This is a genomic window from Rhizobium sp. NPDC090275 (assembly GCF_044772225.1).
GTDB lineage: Bacteria > Pseudomonadota > Alphaproteobacteria > Rhizobiales > Rhizobiaceae > Rhizobium.
On record NZ_JBIVYL010000007.1, the window covers coordinates 346,021 to 362,027 of the forward strand.

Genomic DNA, 16,007 nt, shown 5'->3' on the forward strand with positions numbered 1-16,007 from the left:
CTTGCGAGATCACTTTGTGCCGCCCGGTCAAGTGCCGGGCGTTTGGATTCGGGGATTTTGGATCAATGGAACAAGTAGGATTGGCAGCGGCTCACACGGACGTCAGTCTCTGGTCGCTTTTCATGCAGGCTGGCCTCGTCGTCAAGCTCGTCATGCTCGGTCTTATCGCAGCGTCCGTCTGGACCTGGGCGATCGTCATCGACAAGTATCTGGCCTTCGGCCGCGCCCGCCGGCAGTTCGACAAGTTCGAGCAGGTATTCTGGTCGGGCCAGTCGCTGGAAGAACTCTACCGCTCGCTGTCGGAGCGTAACAACACGGGCCTCGCCTCGATCTTCGTCGCCGCCATGCGCGAGTGGAAGAAGTCGTTCGAGCGCGGCGCACGTTCGCCGATCGGCCTGCAGATGCGTATCGACCGCGCCATGGACGTGACGCTTGCTCGCGAATCCGAAGGGCTCTCGGCCCGTCTCGGCTCGCTGGCGACGATTGGTTCTGCCGGCCCGTTCATCGGTCTGTTCGGTACCGTCGTCGGTATCATGACCTCGTTCCAGGCGATCGCCGGTTCGAAGTCGACCAACCTCGCCGTCGTTGCGCCGGGTATCGCCGAAGCGCTGCTCGCAACCGCGATCGGCCTCGTCGCCGCTATCCCGGCGGTTATCGCCTATAATAAGTTCTCCGCCGATGCGGGCAAGCTCTCGGCACGCATGGAAGGCTTCGCGGATGAATTCTCCGCCATTCTTTCGCGCCAAATCGACGAGAAGCTGCAGCCGCGTCAGGCCGCGCAGTAATCCGACGGAAACGGAGAGAACGACATGGGTATGGGTGCTCCAAGCGGTGGCGGAGGCGGTGGAAACCGTCGGCGTCGTCGCGGTGGCCACAGAGGTGGCGCCATTTCCGAAATCAACGTGACGCCGCTGGTCGACGTCATGCTCGTGCTTTTGATCATCTTCATGGTCGCCGCTCCGATGATGACGGTCGGCGTGCCGATCGACCTGCCGGAAACGCAGGCCAAGGCGCTGAATTCCGAAACGCAGCCGATCACGATCTCCGTCAAGAACGACGGTACCGCGTTCCTGCAGGAAACGCCGATCCCGGTCGAGGAAATCGCCGCCAAGCTCGAGGCGATCGCCACCACCGGCTACAATGAACGCATCTTCGTTCGTGGCGACTCGGCCGCGCCTTACGGCGTGATCGCCGATGTCATGGCACGCATCCAGGGTGCGGGCTTCAAGAACATCGGTCTTGTCACCCAAGAGAAGAAGGGCCCGTAGTAGAGCTATGAAGGCCAGTATTGTCTCATCTGCTGTACTGCACTGTGCTCTGCTCGCCTGGGCGCTGATTTCGATCGGCTCCCCGTCGGAGTTCAAGGTCGAGGATTTCGAGGCCATGCCCGTCAACCTCGTGCCTGTCGAAGACCTGACGCAGTTGCAGCAGGGAGACAAGACGGCCAAGCCGAGCGACAAGCCGGCGCCGAAGCCGACCTCGAAGCCGACCAATGTGGCCAACGCCGAGAACATGGGCGAGAACAAGGTCGACCTGAAGACGCCGCCGATCCCGAACGCCAAGCCAAACAACAACGAGTCGGCCGCAGCCCCCAAGGCCTCCGAAAAGCCGCTTCCGGAAAATGATCCCGTGCCCAACGAGGTGAAGGACATCATGAAGGAAGATACGGCGGTGGAGCCGAGCCAGGTCGCGTCGATCACGCCGCCGAAGCCGGAAATCGCGCCGACGCCTCCGAAGGCTGAAGAAAAGCCGCAGGACATGCCCGAGCCGCCGAAGCCGGATGCGGAAGCATTGCCGGACAAGGTGCCGACACCCGTAATCAAGCCGCAGCCGAAGCCGCCGGAACAGAAGCCGGCCGAAAAGCCCGCGGAGAAGAAGACGGAAGACAAGGCGCAGACCGACGAGAAGCCGTCGGACAAGAAGAAGTCCGACAAGAAGCAGGAAAAGGCCAAGGCCTCTTCCGCGCAGAAGAGCGACTTCAACGCCGATGACATCGCCGCCCTCTTGAACAAGCAGGATCCGTCTAACGGCGGCGCCAAGAGCTCGACCGAGGTTGCCTCGCTCGGCGCCAAGAAGGCGACCGGCGGCTCCAAGCTGTCGATGAGCGAAATGGATGCACTGCGCAGCGCGATCGCCGGCAACTGGTCGGTCATTCCCGGCATGGAAGGCGCCAGCGAAGTTCGCATCAGGGTCCACATGAAGCTCGACCCCGACGGCAACATCATTGGCGCTCCCGAAGTGGAAGCCATCGGCGGCACCAACGAATCGACCCGCATGGCGCTCGCCAGCGGCGCCAAGCGCGCCGTCATGAAGTCGTCGCCGTTTACCAATCTGCCGAAAGACAAATACGACGCCTGGGGCGAAGTCATCGTCAATTTCGACCCCAGCGATCTAGCCCTTTAAAATGCTGAAAGGCTTGTCCTCTATGACCAAGTGTTCCCTTTTCCGCGCCCTGATGGTCGCCGTTGGCATGATGACCACCGCGGTCATCGCCACGCCGGCGCATGCGCTTGTCGAAATCAACATCAACAAGGGCAATGTCGAGCCCCTGCCGATCGCGATCACCGACTTCCTGCAGGGCGACATGGGCGCCCAGGTCTCGCAGGTTATCGCCGCGGATCTGCAGCGCTCGGGCCTGTTCAAGCCGATCGCCAAGAATGCCTTCATCGAGAAGATCTCCAACCCGGATGCCGCTCCGCGCTTCGAGGACTGGAAGGTCATCAACGCGCAGGCGCTGGTCACCGGCCGCGTCACGCAGGAGGCCGACGGCCGTCTTCGCGCCGAGTTCCGCCTGTGGGACACGTTTGCCGGCAGCCAGATGACCGGCCAGCAGTTCTACACGCAGCCTGAAAACTGGCGCCGCGTGGCCCACATCATCGCCGACGCGATCTACAAGCAGATCACCGGTGAAGAAGGATACTTCGACACCCGCGTCGTCTTCGTTTCCGAATCCGGCAGCAAGCAGGAGCGCAAGCGCCAGCTCGCCATCATGGACCAGGACGGCTTCAACGTGCGCATGCTGACCAATGGCAGCGACCTCGTTCTGACCCCGCGCTTCTCGCCGAACCGTCAGGAAGTCACCTACATGTCCTTCGCCAACCAGCAGCCACGCGTCTATCTGCTGCAGCTGGAAACTGGACAGCGCGAAGTGGTCGGCAACTTCCCCGGCATGACCTTCTCGCCGCGCTTCTCGCCTGACGGTCAGAAGGTGGTGATGAGCCTGCAGCAGGAAGGCAACGCCAACATCTACACGATGGACCTGCGCTCGCGCACCACGACGCGCCTGACGTCCACGGCCGCGATCGATACTTCGCCGTCCTATTCGCCTGACGGCAGCCAGATCGTGTTCGAAAGCGACCGCGGCGGCCGCCAGCAGCTCTACAAGATGAGCGCCGATGGTTCCGGCCAGACGCGTATCTCCTTCGGCGACGGTTCCTACTCCACGCCGGTCTGGTCTCCGCGCGGCGATCTGATCGCCTTTACCAAGCAGTCGGGCGGCAAGTTCTCGATCGGCGTGATGAAGCCGGATGGCTCGGGCGAGCGCATCCTGACCACGGGCTTCCACAATGAAGGCCCGACCTGGGCGCCGAACGGCCGCGTCATCATGTTCTTCCGCCAGGCGGCGGGTGCAGGTGGCCCGCAGCTCTATTCGATCGATCTGAGCGGTTACAACGAGCAGATGATCAAGACCCCCGCATACGCTTCCGACCCGGCCTGGTCGCCGCTTCTGGAGTAGGGAAGTCCGCATGCCTGCCTTCTTGTCGCCTCAAAAATCTACGAATGGGGCGACAGAGGGCCAAATCAACCATTCGTTAACCATAGTTCTTGAAAGCCGATTAACCGAGAACGGTTACAGTCCGGCAACCTTAATCAAGTCGCAAGGAGACCGGCCATGAGCCGAATTCATACCCCGGCAATGAGCCGCATGCAGAACTTCGCCCGCAACCCGGTCATGATCGCGCTCGTCGCCGGTCTGGCACTTGCCGGCTGCGCCAACAAGAAGAACATGGCCAACAGCGCCGGTGATCTCGGCCTCGGTGCCGGCGCCGCAACGCCGGGTTCGGCCCAGGACTTCACCGTCAACGTTGGCGACCGCATCTTCTTCGACACGGACTCGACCTCGGTTCGCGCCGACGCTGCCCAGACGCTCGATCGTCAGGCTCAGTGGCTCGGCCGTTATCCGAAGTACGCAATCACGATCGAAGGCCATGCCGACGAACGCGGCACGCGCGAATACAACCTCGCTCTCGGCGCTCGCCGTGCGGCTGCTACCAAGGACTACCTCGCTTCGCGCGGCGTTCCGGCTCAGCGCATGAAGACGATCTCCTACGGCAAGGAACGTCCGGTCGCCGTCTGCGACGACATCTCCTGCTGGTCGCAGAACCGCCGCGCCGTTACCGTTCTCGGTGGCGCTGGCATGTAATTGCCGATCCGGCGATAAAAATGCCGGGTTTTATTACAAATTGGAAAGGCGGCTCCATCGCGGACCGCCTTTTCTTTTTGAACACACTTTGGCCGAACTCCGTTGCTTTTTGAAAGCAATTGGAAAAATCTCCTGTTCGTGCCATCGAGGCGCGAAGAATCACTGGGACAGGACGAACCAAATGAAGAAATTTGTCGTGGCGGGCATGCTCTGCCTCGCAACGGTGGCCGGGGTTGGCCAGTCGGCGAACGCGTCGTCGCTATTCGGATTGCATTTCGGAAACAAGACGGCCAGCCAGGCACCGGCGCAGGCGCCCGTCGTCAACGTGCAGGCCGGCGGCGCGGAAGTGCGCATCCAGCAGCTCGAAGATCAGCTTCGCCAGCTGAACGGCCGCATCGAAGAAATGAGCTTCCAGCTGCTGCAGATGCAGGAAACCATCCGCAAGGCACAGGAAGACAATGAATTCCGCTTCCAGGAACTGGAAAAGAGCGGCGGCGGTGGCGGCAGCGCCGGTGGTGCATCCAAGCCTATGAAGAAAAGCGAAGCCGATATCCCGGCTTCCAACCAGACGGCGCAAGGGCAAGGCATGAGCCAAGGTCAGGGCGGTGGCGACGATGTCGCCCGCGCCATCCAGACCTCGAGGGCACCTGAAACGTCGCCCTCGACCGACGTCCCTGAGAACACCGGTCTCGGCCAGCCGCCACAGCAGCTCGGCTCCATGCAGTTCGACCAGAACGGCAATCCGATCGGTGGCTCGGTCAATCCGGGCGCCGAAGTCGGCTCCAGCCCGCTGCCCCCGGTCGGCGCCGCAGGCTCGCAGACGGCATCGCTCGGCAGCGAGGCCGATCAGTACAAGGCCGCTTACGGCCATGTGCTGTCAGGCGACTATTCGACGGCCGAAAAGGAATTCAACGCCTATATCGGCCAGTATCCGAACAGCGCGCGTGCGGCCGATGCCAATTTCTGGCTTGGCGAAGCGCTCTATTCGCAGGGCAAGTTCAACGAATCGGCCAAGACCTTCCTGAACGCTCACCAGAAGTACGGCACGTCGGAAAAGGCGCCGGAAATGCTTCTGAAGCTTGGCATGTCGCTGGCCGCACTCGACAATACGGAAACCGCCTGCGCAACGCTGCGCGAAGTGCCGAAGCGTTATCCCAAGGCTTCCCGCGCCGTCATATCCAAGGTCGCGAGTGAGCAGAAGCGTCTGTCCTGCTAAGGCTTTCCGGTCTTGCGCCCGGACGGCATCCTATCTCCAGAGACGGCGACACGCCGCTTTCTCTCCTCGCTTGACCAGCCTTCGCGCATTCTCGTCGCGATTTCGGGCGGCAGCGATTCCACCGGCCTGCTGATCGCGCTCCATGATGCGCTGAAGGCCGAACGCAATCCCAGAATTTCCCTCTGCGCCGCGACCGTCGACCACGCGCTGCGCCCGCAATCGGCCGATGAAGCGCGCGATGTCGCTGCTCTTTGCCGATCGCTCGATATTCCCCATGTCACCAAGGTGTGGCAGGGCGCCAAGCCGAAGGCCGGCATCATGGCGGCGGCGCGCGACGCCCGCTATGGGCTGCTCGCCGAGGCGGCGCTCGAACTCGGCGCTGACATTATTGTGACCGGCCACACGCTCGACGATCAGCGCGAGACGTTTGCCATGCGAGGTCAACGTTCGGTCGCCACCACGACCGGGATCGCCGATCTGGTTCTGTTCGACCGCCGCATCTGGATCTCGCGGCCGCTGCTGTCTTCGCTGCGGGCGGATATTCGCTCGATGCTTGAGCTGCGCGGTATCGGCTGGAGTGATGACCCGAGCAACGAGGATGTGAAATACGAGCGGGTGCGGACGCGTCAGGCGCTGGCGGGCGAGGGGATCTCTGTCGCCGAGATCGAGGCGATGACGGCTGCGCGGATGGCGCTCGACGAGGCTGCGGCCGGGTGGGTCGATGCGCATGTCGATGTGCATGAGGGAATGCTGGTGCGAGTTGGGGTTGCTGGGCTTGGTGTTGATCGAGCGGTGCTCGGGCATGGGCTTGCGCGGCTGGCGGCGGTGATCGGCGGGCAGGCGTTTGTACTTGGGGCGGAACAGATTGGCGCGGTGGTCGAGTTTGTTGCGGCGGGCCGGCCGGGCCGGATGACGGCGGGGCGGGTGGTGTTCGATGTCAGGCGCGATGGGCTGTATCTGGCGCGGGAGACGCGAGGGCTGGTGCCGCTTGCAATTGGCGCCGGAGAGCGTGGCGTTTGGGACGGGCGGTATTTGGTGGCGAACAAGGCTGGCGTTGAGGTGACCGTTGGGGCTGCGGGGACCAGTGCCGTCATGCCAACACCCGAAAACCTCCCCAAAAGCACGCTCGCCAGAGCCCGTGCGGCGCAACCGCGCATCACGGCCGGCGACCCGTCGCCCGATCTCGCCGAGGACATCGACGTCGTACCATATTTCGCGCCCTTCGACCGTTTTTTGACACGATTGGACGTCAAGTTCGCGACCAGCCTCGCGGCAGCCTTTGGAACACGCCCCTATCCAAAACCGCCTTTAGGTCTTATTGACGGAAAAACCATCTAACTGATGGGTTTGCCTTGGCAACCGCCTGACGCAATCCTATGTTAGAAGCCAAATAAAGCGGTCGCCATGAGGCGGTCGTTCCAGTGCTGGGGAGTTCGATGAACCCTAACTTACGTAATTTCGCCTTGTGGGCAATCATAGCGCTTTTGCTGATTGCCCTCTTCAGTATGTTCCAGACGTCGCCGGCGCAGACCAGCTCCCGCGATATCCCTTATTCGCAGTTCCTGCGTGAAGTGGATGCGGGCCGCGTCAAGGAAGTCGTCGTCACGGGTAACCGCGTCTCCGGCAGCTATGTTGAAAATGGCACCACCTTCCAAACCTATACGCCTGTGGTCGACGACAATCTGCTCGATCGCCTGCAGACGAAGAATGTTCTCGTTTCGGCACGTCCCGAAACCGACGGTTCCTCCGGTTTCCTGAGCTATCTCGGCACCTTGCTGCCGATGCTTCTCATCCTCGGCGTCTGGCTGTTCTTCATGCGGCAGATGCAGGGTGGTTCGCGCGGCGCGATGGGTTTCGGCAAGTCGAAGGCCAAGCTGCTCACCGAAGCGCATGGCCGCGTCACGTTTGATGACGTCGCCGGCGTCGACGAAGCCAAGCAGGACCTTGAGGAAATCGTAGAATTCCTGCGCGATCCGCAGAAGTTCCAGCGTCTCGGCGGCAAGATTCCGCGTGGCGTGCTGCTGGTCGGCCCTCCCGGTACCGGTAAGACGCTGCTCGCACGCTCCGTCGCAGGCGAAGCCAATGTTCCGTTCTTCACGATCTCGGGTTCCGACTTCGTCGAAATGTTCGTCGGTGTCGGCGCAAGCCGCGTCCGCGACATGTTCGAGCAGGCCAAGAAGAACGCGCCGTGCATCATCTTCATCGACGAAATCGACGCCGTCGGCCGCCATCGTGGCGCTGGTCTCGGCGGCGGTAACGACGAACGCGAGCAGACGCTGAACCAGCTGCTGGTCGAGATGGACGGCTTCGAAGCAAACGAAGGCATCATCCTGATCGCGGCGACCAACCGTCCCGACGTTCTCGATCCGGCGCTGCTGCGTCCGGGCCGTTTCGACCGTCAGGTCGTCGTTCCGAACCCCGACATCGTCGGTCGCGAGCGCATCCTCAAGGTTCACGCCCGCAACGTGCCGCTGGCACCGAATGTCGACCTCAAGGTTCTGGCTCGCGGTACGCCCGGCTTCTCCGGTGCCGACCTGATGAACCTCGTCAACGAAGCTGCCCTGATGGCCGCGCGTCGCAACAAGCGCGTCGTCACCATGCAGGAATTCGAAGACGCCAAGGACAAGATCATGATGGGCGCCGAACGCCGCTCGTCCGCCATGACCGAAGCCGAAAAGAAGCTGACCGCCTACCACGAAGCCGGCCACGCCATCACGGCGCTCAAGGTTCCGGTGGCCGATCCGCTGCACAAGGCGACGATCATTCCGCGCGGCCGTGCGCTCGGCATGGTCATGCAGCTTCCCGAGGGCGACCGCTACTCGATGAGCTACAAGTGGATGGTCTCGCGCCTCGTCATCATGATGGGCGGCCGCGTTGCGGAAGAACTGACCTTCGGCAAGGAGAACATCACATCGGGCGCATCGTCCGACATCGAGCAGGCCACCAAGCTTGCCCGTGCGATGGTCACCCAGTGGGGCTTCTCCGACAAGCTCGGCCAGGTTTCCTATGGTGAGAACCAGCAGGAAGTCTTCCTGGGCCACTCGGTTTCGCAGTCGAAGAACGTGTCCGAAGCGACGGCCATGACCATCGATTCGGAAGTTCGCAAGCTGATCGACGAGGCCTATGCCGAAGCGCGCCGCATCCTGACCGACGATCACGACGCGTTCGTGGCCATCGCCGAAGGCCTGCTCGAATACGAGACGCTGACCGGCGAAGAGATCAAGGCGTTGATTCGCGGTGAAAAGCCGTCGCGCGATCTCGGTGACGATACGCCTCCAAGCCGTGGCTCGGCCGTGCCGAAGACCGGCACGCGTCCTGCCAAGGGCGATGAGGCCGAAGGCGGCATGGAGCCGCAACCACACTGATTTTCTTTGGAAATCATGAGAAGGCCGGACACCCGAGATGGTGCCCGGCCTTTTTCGTTGGTAACGGGATATAATCGATTTTCTCGTTAATTGACGTGATGGTTGCCGCGTTTTGTGGCATTCCGCTGACATAAGGTGGCCTCAATGAAGGCCTCTCTGGCGAGGGAACACGCGCAGGCGTGCAATTTGCAGACACGACGATGCGCAGCGTAACGCGCGCTCAAGGCACAGGGGTGCATATGAAAAGACGCTATTTCGGCACTGATGGTATTCGCGGTCAGTCCAATGTGTTTCCGATGACGCCGGATCTCGCGATGCGGGTCGGTATCGCGGCAGGCACGATCTTCCGTCGCGGCAATCACCGCCACCGGGTCGTTATCGGCAAGGACACGCGGCTTTCCGGCTACATGCTCGAAAACGCCATGGTCGCTGGCTTCACCGCCGCCGGCCTCGACGCCTTCGTTCTCGGCCCGATCCCGACGCCTGCCGTCGCCATGCTGACGCGCTCGCTGCGCGCCGATATCGGCGTGATGATCTCCGCCTCGCACAACCCTTACGAAGACAACGGCATCAAGCTCTTCGGTCCGGATGGCTACAAGCTGTCGGATGATCTGGAAATGCAGATCGAGGATCTGCTCGAGAAGGACATGAGCGCGCAGCTCGCCAAGTCCGACGATATCGGCCGCGCCAAGCGCGTCGATGGCGTTCATGACCGCTATATCGAGCATGCCAAGCGCACGCTGCCGCGCGACGTGACGCTACAGGGTCTGAGGATCGCCATCGATTGCGCCAATGGCGCCGCCTACAAGGTGGCACCGGCCGTGCTCTGGGAACTGGGCGCCGACGTCGTTGTCATCGGTAATGAGCCGAATGGTACCAACATCAATCTCAACTGCGGCTCCACCAGCCCGGTGGCTTTGCAGAAGAAGGTCGATGAAGTGCGCGCCGATATCGGCATCGCGCTTGATGGCGACGCCGACCGTGTGATCATCGTCGATGAGAACGGCGCGATCGTCGACGGCGACCAGCTGATGGCCGTCATCGCCGAAAGCTATGCCGAGAGCCAGCAGCTGCGCGGCGATGGTATCGTCGCCACCGTCATGTCCAATCTCGGGCTTGAGCGCTTCCTGCAGGGCAAGGGGCTCGGTCTGGTGCGCACGGCAGTCGGCGACCGCTATGTCGTCGAGCATATGCGCAACAACAATTACAATGTCGGTGGCGAGCAGTCCGGCCATATCGTGCTGTCGGATTACGGCACGACCGGCGATGGCCTCGTGGCCGCGCTGCAGATCTTGGTCGCGGTCAAGCGTACCGGCAAGACGGTCAGCGAAATCTGCCGCCGTTTCGAGCCTGTGCCGCAGCTGCTGCGCAACGTGCGCTATTCCGGCGGCAAGCCGCTGGAGGATCTGCATGTGCAGCAGGCGATCGCCGATGCCGAAGCCGAGCTTGCCAAGAGCGGCCGTCTGGTCATCCGTCCGTCCGGCACCGAGCCTTTGATCCGCGTCATGGCGGAAGGTGACGATCGCAGCCAGATCGAGCGCATCGTCAACGACCTGATCGGTACGATCTCAAGCGTGCGCACGGCCGCCTGACATTCGTCAGGCACCGTCCACAAGCTTCCAATGCCCAGCCTTTGGCTGGGCATTCTCATTTGTACATCGCGATTTTGTCAGGTCACGTCTCGACGCATGAGCTCGAGAAGCGCTGGTGTCGTGATGGCACCGTCTTCGAAGAAGTCGAGCAGCCTCGATGCGGCTGCGCAGCCTTGCAGACTGTCGGCCCCAAATTTCTGCTCCCTGCACCAAAGCGACAGGGCATCGAAAACGGGCGATAGATCTTCTTCGAACGAAATAGCTCTATTGAGCTTAGACATGGGCGCACCTCCATAAAGGGGCGGAAGCGCTTAGTAACTCCCAAGCGGTCATTGCCTTAAAAGTCCTGACCGACAATTCACCCTACGCGCTTATGGCCAGAACCGCTATTAACTTTGTTAAGTCGGGCGCTTTTTATTAGCGTGGCAGCGACGCGCGGACGGTGCTCTCCGCAGGCTTTGACCGCGTCCGCCTGATGCGTGCTTCAGTATTAAAATCAGAACCAAATCAGCGGTTTGCCAGTGCCTTTGAGTAAAAGGCGATGTTTGACAATTACAGTTAAGCAGCGCTTAACGTTTCCACTTCATTATCCTTACCGAAACGTATTCAACTGGCGGAGCTCGATCCTGCCAGGCGTCGAACCTTGGAGTGGGATCCATGAAGAGAAGCTTGTCTGGCGTCTTCGCCGCATTGCTCATTACCTCGAATGCTTATGCCGCGGACCTCATGCCCGCTGAACCGATCGCCGCTCCCGAGGTCACCGTGACCGAAGCGACCGGCTGGTATCTGCGCGGCGATGTCGGCTACGGCTTCAACGACCTGCGTGGCGCGAAATACTTCCAGGGCAGCAATGCCAGCGAGGTCGATTTCGACCGCTCCGATCTCGACGATGCCTGGACCATCGGCGGCGGTGTCGGTTACCAGATCAACAACTATCTCCGCACCGACGTGACGCTGGATTATCTCGGCAAGTCCGATTTCCACGGTTCCACCAGCGGCGGCGGCTCTGCCTTCGGCGCCTGCCAGGTAACCTGCTCCTCGACCGATCTTTCCTCGCTGACCGCATGGTCCCTGATGGCCAACGCCTATGTCGATCTCGGCACCTACGGCTACGTTACGCCTTACGTCGGCGCCGGCATCGGCGGCACCTACGTCAAGTGGAAGGACCTGAACAACACGTCTTGCGACACGAGCGGCAGCGGCAATGGTTGCGATGACACGGTCATCCACGGCGGCAAGGGCGGCTGGCGCTTCAGCTACGGCCTGATGGCCGGTGCGTCGATCGACGTGACCTGCAACGTCAAGGCCGACGTCGGCTACCGCTTCCTGCACGTCAACGGTGGCGACATGTTCGGCTACAACGAAAACGGCGGCCCGGGCCGCGACAAGGGCTTCAACGTTCACGAAGCACGCGTCGGCGCTCGCTACCTGTTCGGCGGTTGCCAGACGGCTTCCTACGAGCCGGCTCCGGAAATTCCGCTGCAGCAGCCGGTCTACAAGTAAGCGCCTGTATTCAAACGAGACATTGTCTCGACATCTCGGAAAGCCGTCCCTCGGGGCGGCTTTTCCCGTTTCCCGCCGCGTCGCTCCTGCGTCAAGAATTCCTCAAAGCGCGACATTTGTAAGTTGACGATATCTGGCCACATCTGTATCAACGGCGGCGGGACACCTCTCCCCAACGAGAGGCTAATTACCTGGAAGGGTATACATATGGCCACTGCCACCGCGAAGCCGGACGTCCGTCCGAACAACACCCATTTTTCTTCTGGCCCTTGCTCGAAGCGCCCCGGTTGGTCGCTCGAAGCCCTTTCCGACGCGCCGCTCGGCCGTTCGCATCGTGCGAAAGTCGGAAAGACGAAGCTCAAGCAAGCCATTGATCTCACACGCGAAGTTCTCGAAGTGCCGGCGGATTACCGCATCGGCATCGTGCCTGCTTCCGATACCGGCGCCGTCGAAATGGCGCTCTGGTCGCTGCTCGGCGAGCGCGGCGTCGACATGGTCGCCTGGGAAAGCTTTGGCGCCGGTTGGGTCACCGACGTCGTCAAGCAGCTGAAGCTCAAGGACGTCCGCAAGATCGAAGCCGGTTACGGCGAACTGCCCGATCTCTCGACCATCGATTTCGACCGCGACGTTGTCTTCACCTGGAACGGCACCACCTCGGGCGTTCGCGTCCCGAATGGCGATTTCATTCCCGCCGACCGCAAGGGTCTGACGATCTGCGACGCGACCTCTGCCGCCTTCGCGCAGAACCTCGATTTCGCCAAGCTCGATGTCGTCACCTTCTCCTGGCAGAAGGTTCTCGGCGGCGAGGGCGCTCATGGCGTCATCATCCTGTCGCCGCGTGCCGTCGAGCGTCTCACGACCTACGCACCGGCCTGGCCGCTGCCGAAGATCTTCCGCATGACCTCGGGCGGCAAGCTGATCGAGGGCATCTTCACCGGCGAAACCATCAACACGCCGTCGATGCTCTGCGTCGAGGACTATATCGATGCACTGCTGTGGTCGAAGGATGTCGGCGGCCTGAAGGGCCTGATGGCTCGCGCCGACGCCAACGCCAAGGTCATCGCCGACTTCGTTGCCGCCAATGACTGGATCGCAAACCTTTCGGTCAAGGCCGAGACGGCTTCCAACACCTCCGTCTGCCTGAAGATCACCGACAAGGACGTTCTGGCGCTCGACGCCGACGGCCAGGCGAACTTCGCCAAGGGCATCGTCAGCCTGCTCGACAAGGAAGGTGTCGCCTACGACATCGGCCATTACCGCGACGCGCCGTCGGGCCTGCGCATCTGGGCCGGCGCCACGATCGAAACTGCAGACATGCAGAAGCTGATGCCGTGGCTCTCCTGGGCGTTTTCGACCCAGAAGGCAACGCTTTCCCAGGCTGCTGCCTGAGTTGATCGCATCCGGCTCCGCTGAAAAAGCGGAGCCTCGCAATCCCGATTACATTCCATCGTTGAACTTTTTGAAGGAAGCCCCCAATGGCACCTCGCGTTCTCGTATCCGACGAACTGTCGGAAACCGCCGTCCAGATCTTCCGTGATCGCGGCGTCGAAGTCGATTTCCAGCCGCAGCTCGGCAAGGACAAGGACAAGCTCGCCGAAATCATCGGCAATTACGACGGTCTCGCCATCCGCTCCGCCACCAAGGCGACGGAAAAGCTGATCGCCGCCGCGACCAACCTCAAGGTCATCGGCCGCGCCGGCATCGGCGTCGACAACGTCGATATCCCGGCCGCCTCGCGCCGCGGTATCATCGTCATGAACACGCCGTTCGGCAACTCGATCACGACGGCTGAACACGCCATCGCTCTGATGTTCGCCGTTGCCCGCCAGCTGCCGCAGGCCGACGCCTCCACGCAGGCCGGCAAGTGGGAGAAGTCGAAGTTCATGGGTGTCGAAATCACCGGCAAGACGCTCGGCGTCATCGGCGCCGGCAATATCGGCGGCATCGTCTGCAAGAAGGCCATTGGGCTGGGCATGCATGTTCTCGCCTACGACCCCTTCCTCTCGGCTGAGCGTGCGCAGGAAATGGGCGTCACCAAGGTCGAGCTCGACGAGCTGCTCGCCAAGGCGGATTTCATCACCCTGCACGTGCCGATGACCGACAAGACGCGCGGCATTCTCGGCAAGGAAAACCTCGCCAAGACCAAGCCCGGCGTTCGCATCATCAACTGCGCCCGTGGTGGCCTGGTTGACGAAGCAGCGCTTGCCGAAGCCATCAAGTCCGGCCATGTCGCCGGCGCCGGCTTCGACGTCTTCGAAGTCGAGCCCGCCAAGGAAAGCCCGCTGTTCGGCCTGCCCAACGTCGTGTGCACGCCGCACCTGGGCGCATCGACCACGGAAGCGCAGGAAAACGTTGCCCTGCAGGTTGCCGAGCAGATGTCGGACTACCTCGTCAAGGGCGCCGTTTCCAACGCCATCAACATGCCCTCGATCACCGCTGAAGAAGCACCGATCCTGAAGCCGTTCATCAAGCTCGCCGACGTTCTCGGCGCCTTCGTCGGCCAGGTGTCGGAAGACCCGATCAAGGAGATCGAGATCCTGTTCGACGGCGCGACCGCGACGATGAACACCAAGGCTCTGACCTCTGCGCTGCTCGCCGGCCTGATCCGAAACCAGGTCGCCGACGTCAACATGGTTTCGGCGCCGATCATGATCAAGGAAAAGGGCATCGTGCTCTCCGAGGTCAAGCGCGACAAGACCGGCGTTTACGACGGCTACATCAAGCTGACCGTCAAGACCGACAAGCAGACCCGCTCTGTCGCCGGCACTGTCTTCTCCGACGGCAAGCCGCGCTTCATCCAGATCAAGGGCATCAACCTCGACGGCGATGTCGGCGCGAACATGGTCTACATCTCCAACACCGACGTTCCCGGCATGATCGGCTTCATCGGTACGACGCTGGGTGCCGCCGGCGTCAACATCGCCAACTTCCAGCTCGGCCGTGGCGAGCAGGGCGGTGATGCGATCGCGCTGCTTTACGTCGATGGCCCCGTCAGCGACGACGTCCTTGGAAAATTGACCGCCAACCCAGCAATCCGACAGGCCAAGCCGCTCGTATTTGCTGTTGATTGAGGCTTTCCTCCCAGGGAAGATGTGAAGAGACCCGGCGCAGGCGACTGTGCCGGGTTTTCTGTTTCGGGTTCTCGCGGCGGCGTTGATCGCCGACCGGCGGGCGCTATCTACCCGATTGCGTGCCGCTCCGGCCGATCATTAGGGAGATTTTCATGACACGATTTGCCGTTGCCATCGCCATTGCGCTCACCTCGCTGCTGGCGCTGTCCTCCTGCGCCAACACCGCAAACGGCCTCGCCAAGGACGGTCGCCAGATGGGCAATGCCGTCGATGACAGCACGCACCGGGTGCTGAAGGCCGGCCAGAACTAAGCCTCCGACCTCGCATGAAAAAAGCCCGCCTGAACTGGCGGGCTTTGTCTTATCTGCGATAGAACCGGCTTTACTGCGGGTTCGCGGGAGCCGGCGTTGCTGGAGCCGGGGTCGCGGGTGCAGGTGTTGCCGGGGCAGGTGTGGCTGCCGGCGGTGTTGCAGCCGGCGGGGTGGCTTGCGAGGCGGGCGGCGTTGCGGGTGCCGCGGGTTCGGTCACGGGTGCCGTTGCGCTCGGCGCGGTTGCCGTGGGAGCCGAAGCGCCCCTTGGCCAATAGGTTGCCGCCAGGGCGACGATGACGACCAGAAGTGCGATTGCAACCCACATCGTCTTAGATGAACTCTTCGGCGGCGGGGTGTTCGCGGCATTCGGACGATTGAAATCATTGGTCATGGTGCTTTTCCTCCTCAATCACTAACGCGTGAAGAAGAGATAGGTTCCAGAATGTGGCAGGCGCCACTTTCCGGTTGCAGCGCCGAAACGCGAAAGCCCGGCGAGGCTGCGCCGGGCTTTGTGATATTGGTCGCG

General features: G+C 61.9%; 15 protein-coding genes. 13 read left to right on the forward strand and 2 right to left on the reverse strand.

Annotated elements, in window-relative coordinates:
• Window positions 1-65: 65 nt before the first annotated feature.
• The 9 genes from tolQ (at window position 66) to glmM (ending at window position 10,596) form a co-directional block, all read left to right on the forward strand.
• A complete protein-coding gene (tolQ, locus tag ACIQUB_RS19885; RefSeq protein ID WP_026283222.1) occupies window positions 66-785 on the forward strand; it encodes a protein TolQ in 720 nt (239 codons plus the stop codon).
• Window positions 786-809: 24 nt separating this feature from the next.
• The gene (tolR, locus tag ACIQUB_RS19890; protein WP_026283221.1) at window positions 810-1,268 is read left to right on the forward strand and encodes a protein TolR; all 459 of its coding nucleotides are present in this window, start codon (window positions 810-812) and stop codon (window positions 1,266-1,268) included.
• Window positions 1,269-1,275: 7 nt separating this feature from the next.
• On the forward strand, window positions 1,276-2,403 hold the full coding sequence (locus tag ACIQUB_RS19895) for a cell envelope integrity protein TolA (protein ID WP_047509331.1): 1,128 nt from the start codon (window positions 1,276-1,278) through the stop codon (window positions 2,401-2,403).
• Window positions 2,404-2,425: 22 nt separating this feature from the next.
• Entirely contained in the window at window positions 2,426-3,736 is a 1,311-nt protein-coding gene (tolB, locus tag ACIQUB_RS19900) for a Tol-Pal system beta propeller repeat protein TolB (RefSeq protein WP_112944936.1), read from the forward strand.
• A 156-nt stretch (window positions 3,737-3,892) separates the two neighbouring features.
• Entirely contained in the window at window positions 3,893-4,423 is a 531-nt protein-coding gene (gene pal / locus ACIQUB_RS19905; protein ID WP_026283220.1) for a peptidoglycan-associated lipoprotein Pal, read from the forward strand.
• A gap of 181 nt (window positions 4,424-4,604) precedes the next feature.
• Window positions 4,605-5,639, forward strand: coding sequence for a tol-pal system protein YbgF (ybgF, locus tag ACIQUB_RS19910; protein ID WP_113239165.1), 1,035 nt, complete (start codon window positions 4,605-4,607; stop codon window positions 5,637-5,639).
• A 12-nt stretch (window positions 5,640-5,651) separates the two neighbouring features.
• Entirely contained in the window at window positions 5,652-6,977 is a 1,326-nt protein-coding gene (gene tilS, locus ACIQUB_RS19915) for a tRNA lysidine(34) synthetase TilS (protein WP_113239164.1), read from the forward strand.
• Window positions 6,978-7,075: 98 nt separating this feature from the next.
• On the forward strand, window positions 7,076-9,004 hold the full coding sequence (ftsH, locus tag ACIQUB_RS19920; RefSeq protein WP_026283219.1) for an ATP-dependent zinc metalloprotease FtsH: 1,929 nt from the start codon (window positions 7,076-7,078) through the stop codon (window positions 9,002-9,004).
• A 239-nt stretch (window positions 9,005-9,243) separates the two neighbouring features.
• Window positions 9,244-10,596, forward strand: coding sequence for a phosphoglucosamine mutase (gene glmM, locus ACIQUB_RS19925; protein WP_111563291.1), 1,353 nt, complete (start codon window positions 9,244-9,246; stop codon window positions 10,594-10,596).
• A 77-nt stretch (window positions 10,597-10,673) separates the two neighbouring features.
• Here glmM and ACIQUB_RS19930 read toward each other — a convergent pair whose 3' ends face one another.
• Window positions 10,674-10,877, reverse strand: coding sequence for a hypothetical protein (locus tag ACIQUB_RS19930; RefSeq protein WP_113239163.1), 204 nt, complete (start codon window positions 10,875-10,877; stop codon window positions 10,674-10,676).
• Window positions 10,878-11,253: 376 nt separating this feature from the next.
• On the opposite strand from ACIQUB_RS19930, the gene ACIQUB_RS19935 reads away from it, so the two are divergent.
• From ACIQUB_RS19935 to ACIQUB_RS19950, 4 genes are all read left to right on the forward strand, one after another.
• A complete protein-coding gene (locus ACIQUB_RS19935) occupies window positions 11,254-12,099 on the forward strand; it encodes an outer membrane protein (RefSeq protein ID WP_047509320.1) in 846 nt (281 codons plus the stop codon).
• 207 nt (window positions 12,100-12,306) lie between these two features.
• Window positions 12,307-13,488, forward strand: a complete 1,182-nt coding sequence (locus ACIQUB_RS19940; protein WP_113239162.1) for a phosphoserine transaminase — start codon at window positions 12,307-12,309, stop codon at window positions 13,486-13,488.
• Window positions 13,489-13,574: 86 nt separating this feature from the next.
• Entirely contained in the window at window positions 13,575-15,170 is a 1,596-nt protein-coding gene (serA, locus tag ACIQUB_RS19945) for a phosphoglycerate dehydrogenase (protein ID WP_113239161.1), read from the forward strand.
• 152 nt (window positions 15,171-15,322) lie between these two features.
• On the forward strand, window positions 15,323-15,481 hold the full coding sequence (locus ACIQUB_RS19950) for an entericidin (protein ID WP_113239160.1): 159 nt from the start codon (window positions 15,323-15,325) through the stop codon (window positions 15,479-15,481).
• 70 nt (window positions 15,482-15,551) lie between these two features.
• On the opposite strand, the gene ACIQUB_RS19955 is transcribed toward ACIQUB_RS19950, so the two are convergent.
• Window positions 15,552-15,872, reverse strand: coding sequence for a dynamin (locus tag ACIQUB_RS19955; protein ID WP_162737591.1), 321 nt, complete (start codon window positions 15,870-15,872; stop codon window positions 15,552-15,554).
• Between the last annotated feature and the right edge of the window lie 135 nt (window positions 15,873-16,007).

Coding starts and splice junctions, on each gene's coding strand:
- tolR (WP_026283221.1), top strand. CDS start 810: ATGGGTATGGGTGCTCCAAGCGGTGGCGGAGGCGGTGGAAACCGTCGG.
- ACIQUB_RS19940 (WP_113239162.1), top strand. CDS start 12,307: ATGGCCACTGCCACCGCGAAGCCGGACGTCCGTCCGAACAACACCCAT.
- ACIQUB_RS19955 (WP_162737591.1), bottom strand. CDS start 15,872: ATGACCAATGATTTCAATCGTCCGAATGCCGCGAACACCCCGCCGCCG.
- ACIQUB_RS19950 (WP_113239160.1), top strand. CDS start 15,323: ATGACACGATTTGCCGTTGCCATCGCCATTGCGCTCACCTCGCTGCTG.
- ACIQUB_RS19930 (WP_113239163.1), bottom strand. CDS start 10,877: ATGTCTAAGCTCAATAGAGCTATTTCGTTCGAAGAAGATCTATCGCCC.
- ACIQUB_RS19935 (WP_047509320.1), top strand. CDS start 11,254: ATGAAGAGAAGCTTGTCTGGCGTCTTCGCCGCATTGCTCATTACCTCG.
- ACIQUB_RS19895 (WP_047509331.1), top strand. CDS start 1,276: ATGAAGGCCAGTATTGTCTCATCTGCTGTACTGCACTGTGCTCTGCTC.
- ftsH (WP_026283219.1), top strand. CDS start 7,076: ATGAACCCTAACTTACGTAATTTCGCCTTGTGGGCAATCATAGCGCTT.
- pal (WP_026283220.1), top strand. CDS start 3,893: ATGAGCCGAATTCATACCCCGGCAATGAGCCGCATGCAGAACTTCGCC.
- serA (WP_113239161.1), top strand. CDS start 13,575: ATGGCACCTCGCGTTCTCGTATCCGACGAACTGTCGGAAACCGCCGTC.
- tolQ (WP_026283222.1), top strand. CDS start 66: ATGGAACAAGTAGGATTGGCAGCGGCTCACACGGACGTCAGTCTCTGG.
- glmM (WP_111563291.1), top strand. CDS start 9,244: ATGAAAAGACGCTATTTCGGCACTGATGGTATTCGCGGTCAGTCCAAT.
- ybgF (WP_113239165.1), top strand. CDS start 4,605: ATGAAGAAATTTGTCGTGGCGGGCATGCTCTGCCTCGCAACGGTGGCC.
- tolB (WP_112944936.1), top strand. CDS start 2,426: ATGACCAAGTGTTCCCTTTTCCGCGCCCTGATGGTCGCCGTTGGCATG.